Source organism: Kitasatospora sp. NPDC088861, from assembly GCF_044750105.1.
In the GTDB taxonomy this organism is placed as follows: Bacteria; Actinomycetota; Actinomycetes; order Streptomycetales; family Streptomycetaceae; genus Kitasatospora.
In genome coordinates, this window is sequence record NZ_JBIVJF010000002.1 from 384,413 (window position 1) to 407,757 (window position 23,345).

Here is a 23,345-nt window from a genome sequence, read left to right on the forward strand (position 1 = left end):
GGTGGCACCGCCGCCGGGCCGGTCAGGACTCCCCGCTCCACGACCGCCAGAGCGCCGCGTACCGCCCGCCGGCGGCGACCAGCTCGTCGTGGGTGCCCAGCTCGACGATGCGGCCCGCCTCCATGACGGCGACCCGGTCCGCGTCGTGCGCGGTCTGGAGCCGGTGGGCGATGGAGATGACCGTGCGGTCGGAGCGCACGGCCGCCATCGCCCGCTCCGCCTGCCGGGCCGTGGTCGGGTCGAGCAGGGAGGTCGCCTCGTCCAGGATCAGGGTGTGCGGATCGGCCAGCTGGACCCGGGCCAGGGTGAGCTGCTGGGCCTGCGCGGCGCCGAGTTCGGTCCCGCCGGTGCCCAGGAGCGAGTCCAGCCCGTCCGGGAGGTCGCGCACCCAGTCCGCCTCCACCAGGGCGAGCGCGGCCAGGACCGCCGCGTCCTCGGCGTCCGGGGCGGCCAGCGTCATGTTCTCCCGGAGCGTTCCCATGAAGACGTGGTGCTGCTGGGTGATGAGGACGACGCGGTTGCCCAGCTCGCCCGCCGCGGCGAGGTCCGCGACCGGCACGCCGCCGACCAGGATCCGCCCCGCGTCCGGGGCGTCGACGCCGGCGAGCAGCTTGCCGAGGGTCGACTTGCCGGCGCCGGACGGGCCGACCACGGCCAGCCGCTCGCCCGGCCGGACCACCAGGTCGACGTCCGTCAGCACGTCGTGCGAGCCGGTGTAGGAGTACCGCACGCCGACGGCCTCGATCCGGTCGTCGGCGGGGCGCGGGCCGGTGGCCGGCGGCTCCTGCGACACCAGGCCGACGCCCTTGATGCGGGCGAACGACGCACCGCTGCTCTGCAGTTGCTCGACCCAGTTGAGCGCCCGGTCCAGCGGGTCGACGAGCTGCCACATGTAGAGGCCGCCCGCCACCACCGCGCCCAGCGTCACCGAGCCGTGGAGGTAGCCGAGGCCGCCCACCAGCAGGATGAGGGCCGTCGGCAGCGCGTGCGCGAACTCGGTGACCGGGAACAGCACGGTCCGCAGGAACAGGGTGCGCACCCGGGCCCGGTAGGCGGTGTCGACGGCCCGGTCGACCACGCCGTCCTGGCGCGCCCCGACCCCGTACGCCTCGATGGTCCGGGCGCCGTGGGCGGTGGAGTTGAGGACCTCGGTGACCCCGCCCGCCGCGGCCCCCTCGGCGAGGTAGGCCTCCCGGGCCCGGGACAGGTACCAGCGGCTCACCGCCCAGACGATCGGCAGGCCCACCAGGGCGCAGAGCCCGATCAGCGGGTCGAGCAGGAACGTCGCGGTGAGGATGACCAGCACCTGGACGACGGCGATGAAGACGTCCGGGGCCGCGTTGCGCAGGGTGGCGGCCACGGTGCCCACGTCCAGCGAGGAGCGGGTCACCAGGTCACCGGCGCCGACCCGTTCCGCGTACCGCCCGGGCAGCGCGAGCGTCCGCTCGACGACCTCCTCGCGGAGCCGGGCCAGGGCGCGTTCGCCGAACCGGTGGGAGAGGCGGCGGGCGTAGCGGGTGAGCACCAGCTGGGCGAGGGCGAACCCCAGGACCGCCGCGGCGAAGCCGTCCACCTGGCCGACCGTCAGCTCGCCGTTCTCGACCCGGGTGACGATGCGGCCCAGCAGCCACGGCCCGGCGACGCCCGCGAGGGCGGCGAGGCAGGTGAGGGCGACGATCGCGCCCATCGCCCGGCCGTCGTCCGCCAGCAGGCGCCAACTGGCCCGGCGCACCGTCGCGGTGTCGGCGACCGGGAGGCGGTGGGGGGCGTGGCGGTCGTCGGGGCCGTCGGGGCCGTCGGGGTCGCTCATCGGGCCAGTCCTTCCTCGGTGCCCGCGGCGACGCTCCGCGGGTGGTCGTCGGTCGTGACGCTCGCGGGGCGGTCGGCGCCTGCCGGGATGGTCCGCGGGCGGTCGTCGGTCGCGGCGCCCGCCGGGCGGGCGCCGGTGCTGCCGCGGAACACCAGCGCCGCGTAGCCGGGGTCGCGGGCCAGCAGCTCGCCGTGGGTGCCGGTGGCCCGGACCTTGCCGTCCACCAGGTGGACCACCTCGTCGGCGCGGCCGAGTACCAGGGGGGAGGTGCTGACGACCAGGGTGGTCCGGCCGCCGCGTACGGCGCCGATCCGGGCCGCCACAGCCGCCTCGGTGAGCGCGTCCAGCGCCGAGGTGGGCTCGACCAGCAGCAGTATCTCGGGATCGGCCAGCAGCGCGCGGGCCAGCCGCAGCCGTTGGCGCTGCCCGCCCGAGACGTTGCCGGCGCGGTCGTCGAGCGGCGCGTCCAGGCCGCCCGGCAGGGCGTCGACGATGTCCTCGGCCGCGGCGGCGTGCAGGGCGCGCCGCAGTTCCTCCTCGATGCGGTCGCCGCGGATCGACACCGCGGAACGGAGCGTGCCGCCGAACAGGTACGCGTCGTCGTCCGACACCAGGACGTGGCGCCGCAGCTCGGCGGGCACCCAGTCGGACAGCCTGGTGTCGCCCCAGGTGGCGTCCGAGTCGGTGTAGCCGGCCAGCCGTTCGACGACGGCCCGGGCCTCCTCGGGCCGGGCGGCGGCCAGCGCGGTGAGCCGCCCGGGCCGCAGCAGCAGGCCGGAGTCGGGGTCGCTCAGCACCGCCGGCGCTTCCGGCGGGTCCGTCAGTGTCCGGCTGCGCGTCGAATCCGGCCGCAGCGCCAGGATGTCGGTGACCCGGCGGGCGGAGACCAGCCCGCGCGGCAGGTCGTCCGCGCCCTCGATGAAGGCGGAGACGGGCACCAGCAGGGCCGCCACGTAGCCGTAGACGGAGACGAGTTCACCGACCGTGATCGAACCGGCGGCCGCCATCCGGGCGCTGAGCCAGGTCACCACGGCCAGGAAGACCACCGGCAGGCAGGCGCCGAGCGCCTGCACCCAACTGGTGAACGAGGCCACCCGGTAGCCGAGCGGCACGAGGGCCTGCGAGCGCTCCCGGTAGCGCCGGGCGAACATCGGCTTGCCGCCGATGCCGTTCAGCACGCCCAGCCCGGCGACCAGGTCGCCGGCCAGGGCCGTCAGCTCCCCCTGCTGCTCGCGGTAGCTTCCCTCGGCGCCGTGCAGCTTCCCCAGCAGCGGGCCGACGGTGAGGGCCAGCAGCGGCACCCCGAGGAGGATCACCGCCGCGAGCAGGACGGAGATCCGGACCAGCAGGACGGCGGTGGCGAGGTAGGCGATGACCGCGCCGACGCCGGGCCCGGTGATGGTCAGTGTCTGCGCGATCCGGCCGATGTCGCCGGCCTGGAGGTGGGTCAGCTCGCCGGCCGACACCTGGCGCGGCAGCGTCGTCCCCAGCCGGTTGACGTGCCGGGCGATGACCTGGACGGTGCGGTACGCGGCGTCCACCCGGATGAAGGTCATGGTGCGGTGCCGCAGGATCCCGAGGACGGCGATGAGCGCGCCGACCGCGAGGACGGCCGACACCCAGAAGACCAGCGCGCCGCTGTCGCGGGCCCGGAGGCCCTCGTCGATCGTCCTGGACATCAGGTAGGGCGGCAGCATCAGGGCGCACATCCACAGGCTGCCCCAGGTCGCGCCGAGCAGTACGCGGCCGCGCTGCCTGCGCACCAGCCACCAGAGGAAGCGCAGCGGACTCCGGTGGTCCGGCACCCCGGGATCGCGGTAGGGGACCCGGCGCGCACCCGCGGGCAGGTCCGGTCCGGCGCCGGTCATCCCGCCTGCCCTCGGACGGGCCCCCGAGCCGCGAACTGGTCCAGGATTCGCTGATGTCTCATTCCCGGAGTCTGGCAGACCGCCCCACCACGGAACTGACGCACCCACAGGTCGGGGGGCGGCGGGCCTGCCGCCCCCCGAAGCGCTCACCCGGCGCCGGGGGCCGCCAGGTTGCGGGGCGGCACGGCTCAGGCGATGCCGCGCGGGTTGAGGACGGTGAAGCGCCAGCCGCCGTCGGCGTCGCGGCGGGCGATGTTGGCGGTGGTGCCGGTGGGGGCGATCCGATCGCCGTCGGGGCCGTCGATCTCCAGGGTCCAGTCGGTGACCAGGAGGGCCGTGTCCGCGCCGATGACCTTGTGCCGCGGGACGTTCGTCAGCCTGCCGCGGGCGGCGACGGTTCCGCCGATCTCCGCACGCAGTGCCTCGACGCCGGTGAGGAGCTCGCCGGCCACCGTGCGCATGGCGGCACCTTCGGCGAACAGGGCCAGCACGTGGTCGACGTCGCCGGCGTTCAGCGCGTCCTGGAACACGGTCGGCAGCTGCGTGGGGTCGGTGATGACAGGGAGCATGGTGAGGGGTCCTCAGGTCGGGAACGGGTGGTGGTGACGGCCCTTCGGCGCGGCGCCCGGTGTGGTGCTCGCTGTGCTGCCGGGCGTGCGCCCGGTGCGGCGCCCGCTGCGGTGTTCGCTGCGGTGCCCGCCGTTCGGCCGTGACTCCACGATGCCGCCGCAGCCACCCCTCGGGCGAGGTAGAGTCGGGACTCGACATGGTCGAAAGTGGACAGCGCGACGTCGTCGACATCGCCTACGACAACCCCGACCGCTTGCGGACCGGCATCGAGGTGCTGACCTTCGACGCGCTGAAACCGCGCCTGAAGAGCGCGGTCGCCCGCCGGCCGAGCCGCCTGGACTTCCACCAGCTCATCCTGGTGCGCGGAGGCGAGGGCACCGCCATGGTCGATTTCGTCACCTACCCGTGCACCCGCGGCACACTGCTGCACCTGCGGCCCGGCCAGGTGCAGCGCCTGCCCTCGGACGCGAACGGCCGCCCCGCGGACCTTGACGCCGTCCTGCTGCTGTTCACCGCCGACTTCCCGCCGCCGCTGCCCGCGACGCAGCAGATGCTCGACGGGTTCGGCCCCGTCGCACGGCTCCTGCCGCCGGCCGAGCTCGACGCCTTCGACCGCGCCGTGACGGAACTGGACACGGAGTACCGGAGGCTGCGGGACGGGCAGGCCCCCGGCCCGACAGCGCCCGTCGATGCCGATGCCGATGCCGATGCCGATGCCGATGCTGATGTCGATGCCGAGCTGACCGGAGTGCTGCTGCGCCAGCTCCTCGGCGCGCTGCTCATCCGCATGGTGCGCCTCCCGGACCCGGCCGGACGCCCCGCCCTCTCCCCACCCGGTGCCGGGGTCTACCCCGCCTTCCGCCGCGAACTGGAACGCTCCTTCGCCGCCACCCGCTCCGTCGAGGACTACGCCGCGCGGCTCGGCTACTCCCCGCGCACCCTGACCCGCGCCTGCCTGGCCGCCACCGGCCGCAGCGCCAAGCAACTCGCCGACGCCCGCGTCGCCCTACAGGCACAGCGGCTGCTCGCCCACACCGACCTGCCCGTGGCCGCGATCGGTCGCGCGCTCGGTTTCACCGAGGCCACCAACTTCGGCAAGTTCTTCGCCCGCGAGACCGGCCGCACCCCGGGCGACTTCCGCCGGGCCCAGCGATGATTCCACCCCGCCCAGCGGTGACGGGGCCTGAGATCCTCATGGCCGATACACGGATGAGACGCGCTCCACACGGGAACCTGACGTGACCGATGGACGGATGAAACGCCTCCTCGACAGGAACCTGACATCCCGCTCCTACCGTGCGACGCATGCCACCTACCTATGGCCAGACCAGCAGTCAGCACAACCGGAACCACGACCGGGCCCGCGGCCGAGCGCGCGGCCGAGTCCTCCTGACCGCCCTCGTGGTGGCCGCCGGCCTCGCGCTGGCGGCGCCCGCAGGGGCCGCGCCGCAGGACGGGGCCGCCACCAGCCAGGTGGCCGTCCACCCGGAGGCGGTCACGCCCGCGCAGCAGCAGGCCGTCCTGGACTACTGGACCCCGGAGCGGATGGCCGCCCTGACCCAGCCGTCCTCCGGCAACCCACCCAAGAGCGGCCCCGATGGGGCTCCGTGGACCGGCTCCGCCACCCTGAGCAAGACGGTGGGCCGGCTCTTCTTCACCGACCACGGCGAGGACGGGAGCTGCACCGCGACCGTCGTCGGCAGCGCCAACCGCAGCACCGTCGTCACGGCGGCGCACTGCGTCAACAACACCGACCTGCTCGGTGAGAACAACGAGTGGCTGACGAACTCGATGTTCGTCCCCGGCTACCACGACGGCACCGCCCCGTACGGCACGTTCGTCGCCCGCACCGGGGTCGTCCACGCCACCTGGCTCCTCAACGACCAGCAGGACGGCAAGTACTCCGCCTACGACCAGGCGTTCCTGGTCCTGAACGGCAACGCCGAGGGCAAGCGGGTCCAGGACGCCGTCGGCGCCGCGCAGCGCATCGGCTTCGACCGGCCGGGCAGCGCGAAGGTCCACGAGTTCGGCTACCCGCGTGCGGCGTCGGGCGATCCGGCGCGCCAGGGCCTGCCCGAATACACCGGGGCCCGGCTCGCCTACTGCGCGGGGCAGACCCGCGAGCACCCCGGCTTCCCTGGCCACCCGGTGCCCCCGGGTGAGTGGGGCGCCCCCTGCGTGATGGGCGGCGGTTCCAGCGGCGGCCCCCGGATCGCCGACTTCGACCCGTCCTCGGGGATCGGCACCGTGGTGGGCGACAACACCCAGGGCCCGTCCTTCGACTCCTCGGGCCGGGTCTGCGACTTCGGCGACACCTCCTGCACCCGGCACCTGGTCGGCCCGCAGTTCACCTCCGCGATCACGAAGCCGCTGTACAAGGCGGCCGAAAGCGCCCGGATCGCCGGCTGACACCGCCTGGTGGGGGCGGTCGGTGGAACTCCACCGACCGCCCCCACCAGGTCACCTTTGGGGTGCGGCGCCGTCCGCGCCCACCACCAGCCAGTGGGACGGAAGGTCGATCCGGCTGCCGTCGGGCGCGAACTCGGTGAGGAACAAGGGCAGTTCGCCGGAGGCGAGGACGGTGAGCCCGGCGGTGCGGAACAGCTCGCCGAAATCCGAGTCGACGACCTCGGCGGGGGCGAGGCCGTGCTCGAAGACGGGGCGCAGCTTCGGGGGAGGGCCCTGCGGGCTCTGGGCGAGGCCGGCCAGGACGGCCTTCGCCGACGCGGACAGCTCGACGACGAACGCCCGGCCGCGATCCCCGACCAGGGTGGCGATGGCGTCGGCGACCGGCTGGCGGTCGGCCGGTTCGGACTGGTGGATCAGGCCGCGCACATACACGTTGGCATCGCCGAGCCGGGCGTGCAGCTCCCGGACGCCCGGCCCGTCGGTGGCATCGAGCTGGGTGAACTCGGCCCGCCCGTCCGGATGCTGGGTGCGGGCGAGCTCCACGGCGGCGGTGGACAGGTCGACCCCGAGGACGCGGCCGAAGCGCTCGGCGAGGAAGCGGGTCTGGGTGCCGTTGCCGCAGCCGACGTCGACGACGGGCAGCGCCGGGTCGGCGAGGTAGGGGTCGAACAGCGCGAGGTGCACGCTCGCGGTGAGCGCCGGCTCCGCGTCCCAGATCACCGCGCCGGCCTCCGCCGGTGCGTCGCGCCAGAAGCCCTCCCAGGCGTTCAGGTACCGACTCGACACGGGCATGGCGGAGAACCTCCCAGCTGGTGGAGCACGGTGTCGGGATCGGCCCCGGACGGCGAGCGGCGCGTGGAGGCGCATAGGGAATCCGCGAAGGCCTGCGCCCCCGGCTTTCCCTGAACCCCCGAGCTGCGCGCAGCTCCGCCCGACCGGACGGCCGATGACGGTCAGTCACGCTAACGACCCCGGCGGGCGAGGCCGGCCGCGAGTCACCCGAATGCGGTAATTCCGAGGGAAGTTCGCCCGAACGGCCGCCCCGCCGTGCGAGCGCGTCGCGGTGACCCCGCAGGGGCGGTGACCCCGCAGGGTCGGTGCGAGGCTCAGCCGGTCACGCTCGCGGGGGTGGCGGCGAGGTCGCGGACCGTGTCGGCGATGGCGTGGAAGTCCTTGCGCAGGATCTTGGAGTGGTTGCTCGCGACCTTCGTGCTGACCCGGATGTTCGGGTTGCGGGCGAGCACCGGGTCGAGGTTGGTGCGGATCTGTTCCATCAGCTTCGCCTCGCCGCCCAGGTTGCCGCCCGAGGCGACCACGTACCGGACCGGTGCGGTCACCCGGTCGAAGACCGGGTCGAGGGCGGCGGGCGCGCAGAGCTCGTTGATTTCGAGGTTGATCTCGGCGTGCTGCTCGGCGCTCATCCGCGCGGCCATGCCGAGTCGGCGGGCGATCGGGAACAGCGGGCTCAGCCGGCGGAACAGCTTGCGGACCTGCTCCCGGGTGGCGTCGTCGAGCCACTCGTGCGGGAACGCGCCGTCCACGGACACCGCCCCGAGGACGCGGTCCGGGTGCCGGGCGGCCCAGTGCACCGCGAGCATCGCGCCGTAGGACCAGCCCACCAGGATCGGCCGGTCCACGCCCCTCGCGGCGAGGACGGCGTCGACGTCGCGCAGGCACGCTTCGAACGAGTAGTCCGCCGAGCGCTTCGACTTGCCACGGGCGCGCTCGTCGAAGGTGATGTGCCGGTAGTCGTCGCCGAGGTCGGCGATGACGCGCCGCCAGTGCGACTGGTCGGCGTAGGAGCCGTTGAGGTAGACCACGGGACGGCCGGGCCCGCCGGTGTCGGTCACGGCCAGGGCGGTGTCGTCGACGGAGACCATGCCGGTCCAGGCGGGCTGCTCGATGGTCATGGTGTGCCTTCTTCCGGGTGCGGATGCGGGGGTGGCGGGTTGCCGAGGGCCGCTCTGCTGCGGTTCGTTGTTTCTGATGATGGAAACGCTACGTTGCCTTCACGGATGGCGGCAACCAGTTCGTTGCTCGTAATCAGCATTGGTGCAGGTGAAGACGCGATTATCGTTGCAGTGGCCTTGAATTTAACGCAACGTCAGCCACCGTGTTCGTTGCACTGGAATGGGAGTGAACGCTATGGTGAGGGCATTCGGGGAAGCGTGAAGGGAGAATCGCGGTGCCGGGAGGCAGGCTCACTCAGCAGGAACGCCAGCAGATCGCGCTGGGGATGGCCGACGGCCTCGCCTACGCGGAGATCGCCAGGCGTCTCGACCGCCCCACCTCGACGGTCACGCGCGAGGTGATGCGCAACGGCGGCCCCACTGCCTACCGTGCCGACCTGGCCCACCGGGCGACCGAACGCCGCCGCGCCCAGCGGCGCAGGCCGGCCGCGCCCCGGGGGCCGGAGGCGCCCCCGCAGGCCCACGGGCGCGATGCCGAGGCCGTGCGCGAGTACCAGGAGACGTACACCACCGTCCTGATGGCCTCCGGCATGCCCAAGATGACGGCCCGGGTGCTGGCCTGCCTCACCCTCACCGACAGCGGCAGCCTCACCGCGTCCGAACTCGCCCGGCACCTCCAGGTCAGCCCGCCGTCGATCTCCAAGGCGATCGCGTTCCTCGACGGTCAGGGCCTCGTCCGCCGGGAGCGCGACGAGCGCCGCCGCGAGCGCTACGTCGTCGACGACGACGTCTGGTACCAGTCGATGATGGCCAGTGCCCGCGCCACCGCCCACCTCGTCGAGGTCGCGCGGCAGGGCGTCGGCGTCCTCGGCCCGCAGACCCCGGCCGCCACCCGCCTGGAGAACATCGCTCGTTTCGTCGACTTCGTCTCCGAGAGCATCGTCCGCGCGGCGGAGCAGGCCCGCGAGATCCTCCACGCGAAGCCCGAGGCGACCCCGTCGGGACCGGCCGCTCCGCGTCCGGACCGCGGATAGCCGGCGGTCACCGGGAGGCGGCGCGGTAGGCGCGGCGCCAGGGGTCCGGGTCCGCGCCGAGGGCCTGGACGATGTCGGAGAGCAGTTCGACGTCCAGGCGTTGGCGTCCGCTGCGGAAGCAGTCGTAGACGGTGATCCGCCCGGGTGTGCGTTCCCCGGCCGGGACGCCGCGGGCTGCCCGGACGGAGCTGATCCGCCGGACGATGGTCGAGTAGGAGGGGCTGCCGGCCTCCTGCCTGAGCAGGGTGAGGGACTCGGCGAGCGCGTCCAAGGAGTGCGAACGGGCTAGCGTCGCAGCGGAGTTGACCTCGGCGGCCCGGCAGGAGCACGGGGCCGCCGTGGTGCGCATAGGTGACCAGGTCAACGCTCTGTCCTCCCCCCGCCGGGCCTGCGTGAACAGCCTCTTCGCGCCGGGGGTTCCTGTCAACTGAGGTGAATCAAATGGCGAAATCCATACACTCCCGTTTGTTCGGGATCGTTCGGAAAGCTGCCCAGGCCCTCAACTCCGCTGCCAGGATGGCCGCATTCCGCAGTGACACGACGTCAGAGAGGGAGGTGTCGGACCTCATGAAGTCCGCCCGAAAGATCGTCTCAGCCCTGGCACTCGCGATCGGCCTGAGCGTCTCGTTGCCCGTCGCCGCCGCGCAGGCCGACCCCGCCAATCCGCAGCCCTACGCCTACGGTTACCTCGCCGCGCTCGCCCGCCCGGCCAGCGGCGGCCCCAACGGCACCTACTACTGCATGGACGAGTACCGGCAGACCAACGGCGACGGCCGGCCGGTCGTCCTGCGCCCGTGCGACGGCTCCTGGAACCAGTTCTGGTTCGTCTCGGAGGACGGCCTCATCCACAGCACCAACGACGGCCGCTGTCTGTCGGGCCACGTCCCGAGCGGCCCGTCCGACAGCCCGGGCGCCACGGCGGTGGGGTGCAACGGGGGCGACCCGAAGCAGCGTTGGACGTTCGGCACCGACCGCGGCGTGTGCAACGCCGTCGGTGCCTGCCTGACCTACGTCGGCAACCAGGGCCCGCGGAACTCCTACGGACTCTGGACGCTGGGGCGGAACGCGAGCATGGGGCAGACCCAGGAGTTCGACTGGCACCACTCCGACAGCGACCGTCCGATCAACCCCAACATCTAGACATCTGGGCCCTGTCCGGGGACCGGCGTGGCCGGGGTCGAGGCGGTGATCGCCTCGGCCCCGGCCGAACGGGGGGCGCCGGTCACCAGACGCGGCGGTCGGCGGGGGTGCCCAGGCCGGTGCGGAGGTGGCGGACGAGGCTGCGCCGCAGCTCGCGGTCCTGGTCGGTCTCGACGGGGAGGTCGAGCTGGACGATGTCCACGCCGGCCGAGCGGAGCAGGCCGATGCGGGCGGCGACGGTGGCGGGGGAGCCGGCGTAGGCGGCGGTGAGCGAGCGGCGGATGTAGGCGGCGACCTGCTCGTCGCCCCGGGAGGGGTCGGAGCGGCCGCGCTCGCGGTCGCGGTCGAGCTGGACGGCTTCCGTCCAGGGTCCGCCGCCGCCGGAGGTGAGGCGGAGGGCGTCGCGGCGCAGCCGGCGGACGCGGTCGCGGGCCGCCTCGTCGGTGTCGGCGAGGACGACGGTGACGTGCCGCCAGATCCGCAGGGTCCGGCCGTGCGCGGCGGCGGCGGTGCGGACCTGGGCTATCCGCCGACGGGTGTCCGGCAGCGGCAGCGGGCTGACGGCGTAGACCTCCGCGTAGCGGGCCGCCAGGTCGAGGCCCTGCGGTGACGAGCCGCCGAAGGAGAGCAGCTCGCCGCCGGGTCTGGGGTGCAGGCCGGGCCGGGCGGCGGACACGGTGTAGAACTCGCCCTTGTGGTCGATGTCCTGGTCGGCGGCGAGGTAGCGGGTGAACAGGTCGAGGTACTCGTCGGCCCTGCGGTAGCGCTCCTGCTTGTCCAGGAGGTCGCCGTCGCGGGCCGTGTCGTGGTCGCTGGAGCCGATGATGACGTGGGCCGCCGCCCGCCCGCCGGAGAGGCGGTCCAGGGTCGCGAGGGAGCGGGCGGCGACGGTCGGCGCGGTGGTGCCGACCCGGTGGGCGACCGCGATGCGGAGCCGTGTGGTGGCGGCCAGGGCCCAGGAGGCCACCAGCCACGGGTCGGGCCACGAACTGGACTGCACCACCAGGGCGCTGTCCAGCCCGTCCTCCTCGTTCTCCCGCGCGGTGCGGGCGACGTACGCGGGGTCGGCGGTGCGGTCGCGGCCGTCGGGGGCCCAGCGCAGGGCCTGGCGTTCCTGCGCGGTGTGGCCGGGAACGGGTGCGGCGCGGACCCCGCCGCGGATTTCGAGTGGCACGGCTCTCCTCCGGTCGTGAGCGTCGTGAGGGTGGCAGGGGATGGGGACGGGTGGGGCGCGACGGTCAGAGGGCGGCCGGCCCGAGCCGGGCCAGGGTGTCGAGCAGCTTGGCGCGGCTGACGAACACCTCGGGCGGCAGCGACACGTACAGCTGGATGGTGGTGACGCCGGGGCGGTGGTAGGCGAGGATGCGCTCCCGGCACTCCTCCGGCGAGCCGCTGATGAACAGCCCGTCGACGACCTCGTCGGGCAGCGCCTTCTGGGCGCCCTCCGGGTCGCCGGCCGCCCAGAGGCGGTGGGTCTCGGCGAGGAGTTCGCCGTGGCCCAGCCACTCGTGGAACTTGCGGTACGGCTCGCGGTTGAGGATCCAGGCGAGGAACGGCCGGCTGGCGCGGTGGGCGTAGTCGGTGTCCTCGGTGGGGCAGACGAAGACCTTGACGACCAGTTCCTTCCCGGGCGGCTGCGGGCCGACGGCGTCCAGGATCTTCGGCACGTCGTGCGGGAACAGCAGGTTGGTGATGGCGCCGTCGCCCTCGTTGAAGCCGAGCCGGAGCATGTTGGGCCGCAGCGCGCCCAGGATGACCTTGACCGGCTCGGTCGGCGGGTGCGGCAGCCGGTAGCCGGTGATGTCGAAGGTGTCGAACCCGCCGGTGACGTACTCGCCGCGCAGCGCCCGGGTGACGAAGCGCAGGACGTCCCTGGTCCGCTTGAACGGCTCGTCGAACGGGATGCCGTTGATGTCGGTGACGTGGGCGGGCACCGAGGCGCCGATGCCCAGCAGCAGTCGGCCCGGCGCGAGTTGGGCGAGCGTCGCGGCGGTCTGGGCGAGCACGGCCGGGCCGCGGGTGTGCACCGGGACGATGCCGGTGCCGATCCGCAGCGAGGGGGACCAGGCCGCCGTGGCGGCCAGCGGGGTGAAGGCGTCGGTGCCGCCGCCCTCGGCGCTCCACACGTCGGTGTAGCCGAGGTCGGGCAGCCGCTCGACCAGGAACCGGTGCCGGTCGATGGTCAGGCCGGGCAGCGGGAGGGTGATGCCCCACTTGGGCGGTGCGGCGGGCACGGGGCCGTGCGCGGAGCCGGGCGGGACGGTCCCGCTGTGGTGGTGCGGTCGGTGCGGGTCGGTCATCGGGATGGCCGTCCTTCCTGTGGTGCGCGGTGCTCTTCGGAGCCGGGGGAGAGGCGGTGTCCGCGGGTCAGCGGACCCATACGGTGGTCAGGTCGAGGAACCAGGACTGCGGCTGCACGAGCCCCTGGACCTTCGGCGAAAGGGCCCGCGGATTGCGGTCGTTGACCACGAACAGCCAGGGCGCGTCCTGGGTGACCAGGGCGAGCGCCTTGCGGTACCCGGCCTGCCGGGCGGTCTGGTCGGCATTGGCGGCCGAGGAGGCGAGCAGCTCGTCGACCTGCGGGTTGGTGTAGTGGCCGGTCCAGAACGGGCTCTTGGAGCCGATGAACAGCGGGAGCAGCGCCTCGGACTGGAACAGCGTGGTGGACTGGGCGACGGCGTCCGAGCCGAGCGCCACCTGGCCCTTGGCCTCGGCGCCGATCAGCGTGGTCCAGTCGGTGGTGCGCAGCTCGACCTTGATGCCGACGGCGGCGAGATCCCGCTGGAGGGCCTCGGCGATCGGCACCGGCAGCAGGTTGCCGCTGCCGCCGGTGGGCACGGTGACGGAGGTGCTGAAGCCGTTCGGGACGCCGGCCTCGGCGAGCAACTGCCGGGCCTTGGCGGGGTCGTAGGAGTAGACGTCGCCGGCGGGGTCGTAGGCGGCGGTGGCGCGCGGTGCGGTCTGGTAGGCGGGGTCGGCGGTGCCGTGCAGCAGCTTCTCGGCGATGGCCTTGCGGTCGATCGCGAAGTTGGCGGCCCTGCGGACCAGCGGGTTGTCCCAGGGTGCCTTCGAGGTGTCCAGGATCCAGTACCAGAGGTGGTCGTAGCTGTTCGTGGCGATCTGGACGCCGTCGGCCTTGAGGCTGTCGATGTCGTCCGGGTTCGGGTACTCGATCCAGTTCACGCCGCCGGAGCGCAGGGCGGCGGTGCGGGCCGCGGCGTCCGGCAGCGCCTTGATCACGAGCCGGTCGAGCTTGGGGGCGCCGCGCCAGTAGCTCTTGTTGGCGGCCAGCTCGATCTGCTGGCCCTCGGTCTGCGAGACGAACGAGAAGGGGCCGGTGCCGACCGGGTGCTGGGCGAAGTCGGCCGAGCCGGACTTGCGGACGGCGGTGGGGCTCGCGATCAGGACGTGCGCGAGGTCCTCGGGGAAGTGGCCGTTGGGGTCCTTGGTGACCAGCTCGACGTGGTCGGCGTCGGTCTTGCGGTACGAGACGATGTCGCCCGCGTACTCGGCGGCGGCGGCGCCGAGGGCGTCGGTGTACTCGGGGCTCTTCTTGTCGAGGTAGCGGGCCAGGTTGAAGAGCACGGCGTCGGCGTCGAACGGGGTGCCGTCCTGGAAGGTGACGCCCTTGCGGAGGGTGAAGGTCCACGTCCTGGCGTCGGCGGCGACCTGCCAGTCGGTGGCCAGGGCGCCGGTGACGGCCGGCGGCTTGTCGGTGTCCTTGAGCAGTTCGTACCGGGTGAGGCCCTCGTAGAGCTGGAAGGAGACCAGCCGCTTGCCCTCGAAGCCGGCGCCGCCGATCACGGTGTCGGGGTTGGGGAGTCTGCCGGTGGCGCCGATGACCAGGGTGCCGCCGCGGCCGTCACCGCCGCCCGCCCCCGCGGAGCCGCCGCCGTCGGAGCCGGCGCAGCCGGCCGCCGCCGCGAGCAGAACGGCGGCGGCCGGCAGGGCGACGGCTCTGGAGCGGATACGGCTGGTGCGCGTCATGGTGAGTCCTCGTCGGTTCGGTGGTGCGGAGGTTCGGTGGTGCGGGGGTGTGTCGGCGTGTCGGTACGGAGCTTCGGCGGCGGGTCACGCGACGCCGGTGGCGGCCTCCAGCAGCGCCCGGGTGTACGGGTGCGCGGGGGAGTCCCAGAGCAGGCCGGCGGGGCCCTCCTCGACCACCCGGCCGTGCCGCAGCACCAGCACCCGGTGGGCGAGGTGCCGGACGACGGCGAGGTCGTGGGAGATGAACAGGTAGGCCAGGCCGGTGCGTTCCTGGAGGTCGGTCAGCAGGTCGAGCAGGCGGGCCTGCACGCTGCGGTCGAGGGCGGAGGTCGGTTCGTCGCAGACGACCAGGTCCGGCCCGGTGGCCAGGGCCCGGGCGACGGCCACCCGTTGGAGCTGCCCGCCGGACAGCTCCCGGGGGTAGCGGTCGGCGAGCGCGGGCTCCAGGCCGACCTGGGTGAAGAGCCGGGCGACGGCGGCGGCGCGTTCGGCGCGCGGCGTGCCGTGCAGGCGCAGCGCGAAGGCGACCGCCTCCCCGGCGCGCAGGCTGGGGTTGAGCGATCCGCGCGGGTCCTGCGGGACGAACTGGAGCCGGCCCCGCAGCGCCCGGTCGGCGCGGCCGCGCAGCCGGTACGGATCGCGGCCGGCGAACCGGACGCTGCCGGCGTCAGGGGCCAGCACCCCGAGGGCGAGCCGGGCCAGGGTGGACTTCCCCGAGCCGGACTCGCCGACCAGTCCGACGGTCTCGCCCGGCGCGACGGTGAGGCTGACGCCGTCCAGGGCGGTCCGGTCGCCGTAGCGCTTGGTGACGGCGTCGACGACGAGCAGGGCCGGGGGCCCGTCGTGCGGGGTGTGGTCGACGGTGTTCATCGGCGGGCTCCCGGTTCGGCGGCCACCAGGGCGGCGGTGAAGGCGTGTTCCGGGTCGCCCAGCACCCGTTCGGCGGGCCCGAGCTCGACGATCCGGCCGGCCCGCATGACCGCCACGGTGCCGCCGATCCGGCGGGCCGCCGCGAGGTCGTGGGTGACCAGCAGCAGGGCGATGCCGCAGTCGGCGCGCAGGGTGGTGAACAGGTCGAGGATCCGCCCGCGGATCAGCGCGTCGAGCGCGGTGGTCGGCTCGTCGGCGATCAGCAGTTCCGGGCCGCAGCAGATCGCGACGGCGATGGCGGCGCGCTGGCGCAGGCCGCCGGAGAGTTCGTGCGGGTAGGCCAGGGCGACGCGTTCCGGGTCCGGGATGCCGGCGGTGGCGAGCAGCTTCGGGACGGCCGCGCGGGCGGCCCGGCGGTCGGCGGCGATCCCGTGCCGCCGCAGCACCTCGGCGAGCTGCGGGCCGATCCGGCGCAGCGGGTCGAGCGAGGCGGTCGGGTCCTGCGGCACGTAGCCGATGCGCCGGCCGCGGACGTCGGCCAGTTCGCGGTCGCCGAGCGCCCGCAGGTCGGTCCCGGCGAGCCGGACGCCTCCGGTGACGGCGGCGCCGTGCCCCGGCAGCCCGAGTACGGTGCGGGCGACGGTGGTCTTGCCGCTGCCGGATTCGCCGAGCAGCACCAGGGAGCGGCCGGCGGGCAGGGCGAGGGAGACGTCGTCGACGGCCCGGACCCCGCCGGGGTACTCGACGGTCAGGCCGTCGATCTCCAGCAGCGCGCTCATGCGCCCACCCGCTTCGCGGCTCGCGGCCGGGCCGAGCGGTCGGCCGAGCGGTCGGCGGACCGGCTCGCGGCGGCGGGGGCGGCGTGCGCCAGCAGGGCGGCGGTGTCGCCGACGCGGGTGCGCAGCGTCTCGCCGAGGGTGTTGAAGACGACCGAGACGGCGAGGATGACCAGGGCCGGCAGGACCGCCACCCAGGGGTGGGTGAGCAGCGAGGGCCGCAGCTCCTCCAGCATCGCGCCCCACTCGGCGGTGGGCGGGGCGACCCCGAGCCCGAGGAAGGACAGCCCGGCGGCGTACATGATGGCCAGCCCGACCAGCGAGGACGCGTACACCAGGACCACCGGCGCCACCACCGGGGCGACCTGGCGCAGGACCAGCGACCCCCAGCCGGCGCCGCTGACCCGGGCGGCCACCAGGTACTCGGCGGCCCGGACGCGCCGGGTCTCGGTGAACGCGACCCGCGCCACCGCGGGGGTGAGCACCACCGACAGCGCGAGCACGGTCGCGCCCAGGCCGGGTGTGAGCAGCGAGGCGATGGCGATCGCCAGCAGCACCCCGGGGAAGGCGTAGAGCACGTCCAGCAGGCGCAGCAGGGCCTGTTCGGTGATCCGGCCGCCGAGCCCGGCCACGACGCCGAGCAGGGTGCCGACGACGGCGGCCACCGCGACGGGGACGAGCCCGCCGGTGAGCGAGGCGCGCCCGGCCCAGATCAGCCGGCTGAGCAGGTCGCGGCCCTGGCCGTCGGTGCCGAGCGGGTGGCCGGGGCTGCCCGGGTCGAGCAGCCGGTCCGCCAGCCGCCCGGCGGCCGGGTCGTACGGGGCGACCAGCGGCGCGGCGAGCGCGAGCAGGACCAGCAGCGCGGCCAGGGCCGCGGGGACGGTCAGGCCGAGGTTCGCTCGGGCGAGGACACGTGACGTCACATCAGTTCCTTACTCGCGGGTCGATCGCCGCGTGCGCCGCGTCCACGAGGATGTTGACGCCGACGAACGCGACCGCCACCACCAGCACCCCGCCCTGCACGAGGGGCAGGTCGCGGGAGGTGAGCGCGTCGTACAGCAGCCGGCCGACGCCGGGCCAGGCGAACAGGGTCTCCACGAAGATCACCCCTTCCAGGAGGTAGGCGAGTTGCAGGCCGCCGATGGTCAGCAGTGCCGGCGAGGCGTTGTGCACGCAGTGCCGCAGCACGGTGGCCGGGCGCAGGCCGCGGGCGCGCAGCGAGTCGGCCAGCTCGCCGGCCAGCACGCCCCCCAGCGCGGCCCGGAACACCCGGGCGGTGAGCCCGAGCGGGACGAGCGCGGCGGCCACGGCCGGCAGGACCAGGTGGCGGGCCAGGTCGGGCAGGCCGCCGGAGCCGAACACGTCGTGCGTGCCCCCGGCCGGCAGCCAGCGCAGGCCCACGGCGAAGACGGCGATCAGCAGCAGGGCCACCGAGTACTGCGGGGCGGAGACCGCGAGGGCGGACAGCGCGCCGGAGATCCGCCCGCCGGGGCCGCGCGGGCGCAGCGCGCCGACGGCGCCGAGCGCCACCCCGCCGACCAGCACCAGCAGGAAGGCGGCCGCGGTCAGGGTCAGCGTCTGGCCGAGCGCCGGGAGCAGCAGGTCGGCGACCGGGCGCTGACCGGAGACGGAGGTGCCGAGGTCGCCGGTCAGCGCGTGCCAGAGCCAGGAGGCGTAGCGGACGGGCAACGGCTGGTCCAGGCCGAGCCGTTCGGAGAGCTCGCGGCGGGCCTCGGGTGGTGCGCCCGGCCCGAGGAAGAGGGCCACCGGATCGCCGGGGACGAGCGTGACGGTCGCGAAGACGACGGCGGTGACGCCGAGCAGGGTCGGTACGGCCAGCAGGAGGCGGCGCAGCAGGAAGCGGGTCACCCGGCCCTCCGTGGCGTGGCGCCGGACTGGCCGGCGGCGGGCCGGTTGGGCGGGGCGGGCATGGGGCTGGTGGTCCTTCCGGGAGGGGCGGGTCGGGAGCGGGTCGGGACGGTCACCAGCGGTAACCGGCAGTCACCGGCGGCGTCCGGGGGGCTGGAGCGCCGGACCGGGGCCGTGGGACGGGCCGTTCGCCGGGGGCGGATGCCGCGTCCGGGCGGGATCGGGTGCCGGAGCACGGGTCGGGCGGTCCGTGGGACGTGGGACGTCGGTGCCGCTCCGGCCGCTGCGGCCGCTTGAAGGAGCGTTGCGGACCGGTGGCCCGGACAGCCAGTCAGCACTTGATGCTGTTACTCCTGGTCACAGCATCCGGAGTGTCAGGACCGCCACTGCCCAGGGCGCTGAGCCCCGGTTCCGTCCTTGACCTGCACAAGGAACCGGACCTAGGGTTCCCCGCATGGCTATTCGGCGGACCGACATCACCCTGGTCGGGATCGGCGGCTCGTGGCACCGACGGTGTTTCGACGAGCTCTGTCGCCCGCGCGCTGCGCGCTGACCGCCCCGTTCCCAGTCGCTGCGGTCGGCGCCCCTCCCCAGTCCCGGATTCCGCAGCCGACGCCCGTGCGCGTCCTCGACGGATCCTCGCCGCAGCACCCGTGCCCACCGGGCCGGCCCGCCACCAGCAAGGGGACCGTATCGCCATGCCGTACCTCAGACGCCCTGCCTCCGCCCCCGGGGGTGCGCGATGGCCGCAGTGAGCAAGCTCGCCGTTCCGGCCGGCCCGCGCGGCCGCCGGCTTCCCGCCCGACGCGGCGCCTGCGGCGGCGCCACCCTGGTGGACGCCCCCGCCGCGGGCGCGCCGCCGGTGCACGGCGCACCACCGGCGCAGGCCGAGATCGACAACCCGCTCGACCTGATCGCCGGTCACCAACTGCTGGCGGAGACGGTGACGCCGCCACCCCCGGCGGGGCCGACCGCCACCGGTTGTGGGTGCGGCCATCCGATGTGCGTGGAGGAGGACCGCGACCGCACGGCCGATGCCCGGGTGTTCCTGGTCGAGCGGCACTCGGTGGCCAGCGCCGGGCTGCGCAGCGTGCTGACGACCGTGCCCGGACTGGCCGTGGTCGGGTCCACCGGCGACCCGCTGCGCGCGGTGGCCGCCGTGCGCCGGGTCGCCCCCGACGTCATCCTGCTCGGCCGCGGTGCGAGCCTGGAGGCCGACCTCGCCGTCGTGGTGGCGCTGCGCGGCCCGGACGCGGCGCCCGACGCCCGGGTGCTGCTGCTGCGCCGGGCCGAGTCGACCGCGGAGGCGAGCCGGATGCTGCTGGCCGGGGCCAGCGGCTGCTTCCCGCTCGACCTGGCCGAGGACCGGATCATCAGCGCCGTCCAACTCGCCGCGGCGGGCGGGTCGGTGTTCCTACCCGCGCCGCCGCCGGCCCGGACCCACACGGCGGTGCCCCCGCAGCACGTCGGCGAACTGCCGCCGCAGCACGCCGGGCTGACGGAGCGTGAGCGCGAGGTGCTGGTCCAGCTCGGGCTAGGGCTGAGCAACGCCGAGATCGGGCGTGAACTCGCCCTGGCCGAGGCCACCGTGAAGAAGCACCTCACCCAGGCCATGCGCAAGATCGGGCAGCCCGACCGGCTGCGCGCCGCGCTCTACGCCCACCGGCACGGCCTCGCCGGGTAGTTCGTCTCAGTACATCTTCGTCGCCACCCTCCGGAGGGCGGGCCCCGCAGCACGCGGGGCCCGCCCTCCGTCGTGTTCCGGCCGCCTCCCGCAGGTGACCTTCGGAGCATGCGCGAGGCGACGATCGGCGCCCTGAGCGGCGCCGTTCGGGGCTACCGGGGCGCCTGGGCGGCTCCGTAGCGTGGCGGGAAACGACCACCACACGAGACGGTCCGAAGGATCGTCCAGCCGAAGGGAGATGGCCCGATGGGGGGTGTGTCCGACAGGACCGGGGGCCCGACCGGTTCCGCCGGTGCGGCGGGTGCCGACGCCGGCCCGCGCACGGCGGTGCTGGCCGCCGCGAGTCACCGGAGCCCCGGCGCGGAGCAGCCGAGGTCCCCGTACCGCGCGATGTCGGACGCCGAGCGGTCCGCGCTCTGGCGCCAGCGGCTGCACGAGGCCGAGGCGGGCCTGACGCGGTACCTGGTGTCGCGTGGGAACGGGCTGCACCTGACCGACTGGTTCGTGCTGCAGTCCGAGCTCTTCGCCGACCTCCCCGCGCCGGACGCCCCGGCCCCGGAGTGGCAGCGGGTGTTCTTCCGCGACCAGGCGCTGATGGAACGTTTCCTCGTGCGCCGCTACGGCGAGGAGGGGCTGGGGGACTGGGCCCGGTCCAATGCCGAGGTGCACCGCGAGGTCGAACCCGACCACGGCCGGGGCGCCGCCGACCCGATCCACCGGATCGCCCGGCAGGCCGAACTGTACGGCTCGGAGTACGAGTTCGACGACGAGGAGCCGCCCGGCGCCGAGCACGCGGCGCTCACCATCACACACTGCGCGATCTGGGACTACCGCGAGAAGGCCCGCCGCTCGGGCGTCCAGCTGACCCTCGCCTCGCCCTGCACCTACTGCACCGAGGCACTGTCCGCCAACATCCGCGCCAAGGGCTACCGGCCCGCGCACCGCCTGACCAACGGCCCGACCGGCCACGGCTGCCGCTGGGAGTCGAGCGCCGCGGCCGGGCCCGCCGCCAACGACGAACCGGGGGAGTCCTGAGATGTGCGGTGTCACCGGCTGGATCGACTGGGACACCGACCTGCGCCACCAGGCGCGGACGGTCCGGGAGATGACCGCCACCCTGGCCTGCCGCGGCCCGGACGCGGACGGCGTCTGGCTCTCCCGGCACGCCGCGTTCGGCCACCGCCGGCTGTCCGTGATCGACCTGGACGGCGGGGTCCAGCCGCTCGCCGACCGCCCGGGGCCCGACGCCGGCGCCGTGCTCTGCTACAACGGGGAGCTCTACAACCACCGCGAGCTGCGCGCGCAACTGGAGGCCTTCGGGCACGTCTTCCGGACCCGCTCGGACACCGAGGTGGTCCTGCGGGCCCACCTCCAGTGGGGCAAGGACGCGCCGACCAGGTTCAACGGCATCTTCGCCTACGCCCTGTGGGACGCCGCGCGCGAGGAACTGCTGCTGGTCCGCGACCACCTCGGCATCAAGCCGCTGTACTGGCACGCCCACGCCACCGGGGTGCTGTTCGGCTCCGAGCCCAAGGCGGTGCTCGCGAACCCGCTGTTCCGCGCCGAACTGGACGCCGAGGGCATCGCCGAGCTGTTCGCGCTGCCCGCCGCGCCGAGCGCCGGCCACGGGCTGTTCCGCGGGCTGCACGAAGTCCGGCCCGGCCACCTGGTGGTCGTCGGCCGCGGCGCCACCCGCGAACTCCGCTACTGGCGGCTGGAGTCGGCCGAGCACCGGGACGACGCCGCGACCACCCGCGGCACCGTCCGGGACCTGCTCGCCGACGCCGTCGAACGGCAGCTGATCAGCGACGTGCCGCTGTGCACCCTGCTCTCCGGCGGCGTCGACTCCAGCGCCGTCACCGCGCTGGCCGCGGCCGCCCGCGAACGGGCCGGCCACGGGAAGATCGCCAGCTTCTCGGTGGACTTCCCCGGCAGCACCGACCGCACCCCGGACGCCTGGCGGACCACCCTCGACGCCCCGTACGTGCAGGCCGCCGCCGAGCACATCGGCACCCTGCACACCACCGTCCTGGTGCCCGACGACGACCTGCTGGACGCCCGCGACGCCGTCCTGCGCGCCCGGGACCGGCCCGGCTGGGGCGAGATGGACGCCTCGCTGCACCTGCTCTTCCGCGAGGTGCGGCGGCGCTCCACGGTCGCGCTCTCCGGCGAGGCCGCGGACGAGATCTTCGGCGGCTACCCGTACTTCCACGACGCGCAGGCCGTCGCCGCGCCCACCTTCCCGTGGCTGCACGGCAAGGCCACGCCGGCGGACCTGCTGCGCCCGGACGTCCGGGCCGAGGTGCGACCCGAGGAGTACACCGCCGCCGCCTACCACCGCTCGCTCGGCGAGGTGTCGCGCCTGCCCGGCGAGTCGGCCGCCGACGCGCGGATCCGCGAGGTCTTCCACCTCGCGCTCACCCGCTGGCTCCCCCCGCTGCTGGACCGGGTGGACCGGGTGTCGATGTCGGTCGGCCTGGAGGTGCGGGTGCCGTTCTGCGACCACCGCCTGGTGGAGTACCTCTGGAACGTCCCGTGGGCGCTCAAGGCGCCGGACGGGCGGGCCAAGGGCCTGTTCCGCGACGCCGTCCGGGACCTCCTCCCGCCGCAGGTCACCGACCGGCCCAAGAGCGGCTACCCGTCCACCCCGGCCGTCCACTACACCGAGGTGCTCACCGCCCGGGCGCACGAGCTGCTGGCCGACCCGAACGCGCCGGTCTTCGAGCTGGTGGACCGCGAGCCGGTCCGCCGGCTGCTCGCCGAGGGCCGCCCGCTGCCCAGCCCGCGCACCGCGCCGAACCCGGTCGGCGGCCTCGACCACCTGGTCCAGGTCGACGAGTGGCTGCGCGCCTACCGGGTGGGGCTGCGATGAGCGGCCCCGCGGCGGCCGTGACCACGGCGAAGGCCACCGAGGAGGCCTTCCGGGCCGCCTCCCGCGGCTGGACCACCGGGGTCGCGGTGGTCACCACCCGCGCGGACGAGGAGGTCTTCGCCAAGACGGTCTCCTCCTTCAGCACCCTCTCCCTCGACCCGCTGCTGGTCACCGTCGCGGTCAGCCGCCACAGCCCGCTCGTGGCCGCGGCCCGCGCCGCCGGACGGTTCGGCCTCTCGGTCCTGACGGACGGCCAGTCGGCGGTGGCCCGGCGCTTCGCCACACCCGGGGCCGGGCGCGCGCTCGGCGGCTTCACCGCGGTGCCGATGCGGACGGCGGTCACCGGTGCCCCGCTCGTCGACGACGCCCTGGCCTGGTTCGACTGCCGGCTGCACGGCACCCTGCCCGGCGGCGACCACACCATCCTGGTCGGCCGGGTCGCCGCCGCGGACCGCGGCGACGGCGACCCGCTGCTCTACCACGACGGCCGGTACCGCGTGATCGACCCGAAACCCTTGAACCCTTGACATCAAACGGAGTTGGCGC

21 protein-coding genes are annotated in these 23,345 nt (G+C 74.6%); 8 read left to right on the forward strand and 13 right to left on the reverse strand.

Going from position 1 to position 23,345, the window contains the following annotated elements; translation table 11 throughout:
- Window positions 1–22: 22 nt before the first annotated feature.
- The 3 genes from ACIP37_RS05525 to ACIP37_RS05535 form a co-directional block, all read right to left on the reverse strand.
- Window positions 23–1,810, reverse strand: coding sequence for an ABC transporter ATP-binding protein (locus tag ACIP37_RS05525; protein WP_400843322.1), 1,788 nt, complete (start codon window positions 1,808–1,810; stop codon window positions 23–25).
- Window positions 1,807–3,678, reverse strand: coding sequence for an ABC transporter transmembrane domain-containing protein (locus tag ACIP37_RS05530; protein WP_400803055.1), 1,872 nt, complete (start codon window positions 3,676–3,678; stop codon window positions 1,807–1,809). The genes ACIP37_RS05525 and ACIP37_RS05530 overlap by 4 nt, the downstream gene beginning before the upstream one ends.
- A 188-nt stretch (window positions 3,679–3,866) precedes the next feature.
- Window positions 3,867–4,247 (reverse strand): YybH family protein, encoded by a 381-nt coding sequence (locus tag ACIP37_RS05535; RefSeq protein WP_400803054.1) that lies wholly within the window; start codon window positions 4,245–4,247, stop codon window positions 3,867–3,869.
- A 197-nt stretch (window positions 4,248–4,444) separates the two neighbouring features.
- Between ACIP37_RS05535 and ACIP37_RS05540 the strand changes: the two genes are divergently transcribed.
- A complete protein-coding gene (locus ACIP37_RS05540) occupies window positions 4,445–5,404 on the forward strand; it encodes an AraC family transcriptional regulator (protein WP_400803051.1) in 960 nt (319 codons plus the stop codon).
- Between the two features lie 149 nt (window positions 5,405–5,553).
- Window positions 5,554–6,657: a trypsin-like serine peptidase gene (locus ACIP37_RS05545; protein ID WP_400803048.1), complete on the forward strand. Its 1,104-nt coding sequence runs from the start codon at window positions 5,554–5,556 to the stop codon at window positions 6,655–6,657.
- A gap of 51 nt (window positions 6,658–6,708) precedes the next feature.
- Here the strand turns inward: ACIP37_RS05545 and ACIP37_RS05550 are convergent, their stop codons facing one another.
- Window positions 6,709–7,449: a class I SAM-dependent methyltransferase gene (locus ACIP37_RS05550; protein WP_400803045.1), complete on the reverse strand. Its 741-nt coding sequence runs from the start codon at window positions 7,447–7,449 to the stop codon at window positions 6,709–6,711.
- 314 nt (window positions 7,450–7,763) lie between these two features.
- The gene (locus ACIP37_RS05555) at window positions 7,764–8,567 is read right to left on the reverse strand and encodes an alpha/beta hydrolase (RefSeq protein WP_363581872.1); all 804 of its coding nucleotides are present in this window, start codon (window positions 8,565–8,567) and stop codon (window positions 7,764–7,766) included.
- Window positions 8,568–8,842: 275 nt separating this feature from the next.
- Here ACIP37_RS05555 and ACIP37_RS05560 point away from each other — a divergent pair, with 275 nt between their 5' ends.
- Window positions 8,843–9,601 carry a helix-turn-helix domain-containing protein gene (locus ACIP37_RS05560; RefSeq protein WP_400803042.1) on the forward strand — a complete coding sequence of 253 codons (759 nt, stop codon included), beginning with the start codon at window positions 8,843–8,845 and terminating at the stop codon, window positions 9,599–9,601.
- A gap of 7 nt (window positions 9,602–9,608) precedes the next feature.
- Here the strand turns inward: ACIP37_RS05560 and ACIP37_RS05565 are convergent, their stop codons facing one another.
- Window positions 9,609–9,965: a hypothetical protein gene (locus tag ACIP37_RS05565; RefSeq protein WP_400803039.1), complete on the reverse strand. Its 357-nt coding sequence runs from the start codon at window positions 9,963–9,965 to the stop codon at window positions 9,609–9,611.
- A gap of 203 nt (window positions 9,966–10,168) precedes the next feature.
- On the opposite strand from ACIP37_RS05565, the gene ACIP37_RS05570 reads away from it, so the two are divergent.
- A complete protein-coding gene (locus ACIP37_RS05570) occupies window positions 10,169–10,741 on the forward strand; it encodes an RICIN domain-containing protein (protein ID WP_363581878.1) in 573 nt (190 codons plus the stop codon).
- A gap of 82 nt (window positions 10,742–10,823) precedes the next feature.
- Here the strand turns inward: ACIP37_RS05570 and ACIP37_RS05575 are convergent, their stop codons facing one another.
- From ACIP37_RS05575 to ACIP37_RS05605, 7 genes are all read right to left on the reverse strand, one after another.
- Window positions 10,824–11,915, reverse strand: coding sequence for an LLM class flavin-dependent oxidoreductase (locus tag ACIP37_RS05575; RefSeq protein WP_363624725.1), 1,092 nt, complete (start codon window positions 11,913–11,915; stop codon window positions 10,824–10,826).
- Window positions 11,916–11,979: 64 nt separating this feature from the next.
- Window positions 11,980–13,041, reverse strand: coding sequence for an LLM class F420-dependent oxidoreductase (locus tag ACIP37_RS05580; protein WP_363581882.1), 1,062 nt, complete (start codon window positions 13,039–13,041; stop codon window positions 11,980–11,982).
- Window positions 13,042–13,108: 67 nt separating this feature from the next.
- Complete coding sequence (locus ACIP37_RS05585; protein ID WP_400803034.1) at window positions 13,109–14,728, reverse strand: ABC transporter substrate-binding protein; 1,620 nt, start codon at window positions 14,726–14,728, stop codon at window positions 13,109–13,111.
- 84 nt (window positions 14,729–14,812) lie between these two features.
- Window positions 14,813–15,598 (reverse strand): ABC transporter ATP-binding protein, encoded by a 786-nt coding sequence (locus ACIP37_RS05590; RefSeq protein ID WP_400803031.1) that lies wholly within the window; start codon window positions 15,596–15,598, stop codon window positions 14,813–14,815.
- Complete coding sequence (locus tag ACIP37_RS05595) at window positions 15,595–16,377, reverse strand: ABC transporter ATP-binding protein (RefSeq protein WP_400803029.1); 783 nt, start codon at window positions 16,375–16,377, stop codon at window positions 15,595–15,597. Before ACIP37_RS05595 ends, ACIP37_RS05590 begins: the two co-directional genes overlap by 4 nt.
- Entirely contained in the window at window positions 16,374–17,297 is a 924-nt protein-coding gene (locus ACIP37_RS05600) for an ABC transporter permease (protein ID WP_400803026.1), read from the reverse strand. Before ACIP37_RS05600 ends, ACIP37_RS05595 begins: the two co-directional genes overlap by 4 nt.
- Window position 17,298: 1 nt before the next feature.
- A complete protein-coding gene (locus ACIP37_RS05605; protein ID WP_350880832.1) occupies window positions 17,299–18,243 on the reverse strand; it encodes an ABC transporter permease in 945 nt (314 codons plus the stop codon).
- A gap of 742 nt (window positions 18,244–18,985) precedes the next feature.
- Here ACIP37_RS05605 and ACIP37_RS05610 point away from each other — a divergent pair.
- The 4 genes from ACIP37_RS05610 (at window position 18,986) to ACIP37_RS05625 (ending at window position 23,326) form a co-directional block, all read left to right on the forward strand.
- Window positions 18,986–19,927 (forward strand): LuxR C-terminal-related transcriptional regulator, encoded by a 942-nt coding sequence (locus tag ACIP37_RS05610; protein WP_400803022.1) that lies wholly within the window; start codon window positions 18,986–18,988, stop codon window positions 19,925–19,927.
- 255 nt (window positions 19,928–20,182) lie between these two features.
- The gene (locus ACIP37_RS05615; RefSeq protein ID WP_363589405.1) at window positions 20,183–20,962 is read left to right on the forward strand and encodes a hypothetical protein; all 780 of its coding nucleotides are present in this window, start codon (window positions 20,183–20,185) and stop codon (window positions 20,960–20,962) included.
- 1 nt (window position 20,963) lies between these two features.
- The gene (asnB, locus tag ACIP37_RS05620; RefSeq protein ID WP_363589403.1) at window positions 20,964–22,799 is read left to right on the forward strand and encodes an asparagine synthase (glutamine-hydrolyzing); all 1,836 of its coding nucleotides are present in this window, start codon (window positions 20,964–20,966) and stop codon (window positions 22,797–22,799) included.
- Window positions 22,796–23,326 carry a flavin reductase family protein gene (locus tag ACIP37_RS05625; RefSeq protein ID WP_079135392.1) on the forward strand — a complete coding sequence of 177 codons (531 nt, stop codon included), beginning with the start codon at window positions 22,796–22,798 and terminating at the stop codon, window positions 23,324–23,326. The genes asnB and ACIP37_RS05625 overlap by 4 nt, the downstream gene beginning before the upstream one ends.
- Window positions 23,327–23,345 lie beyond the last annotated feature (19 nt).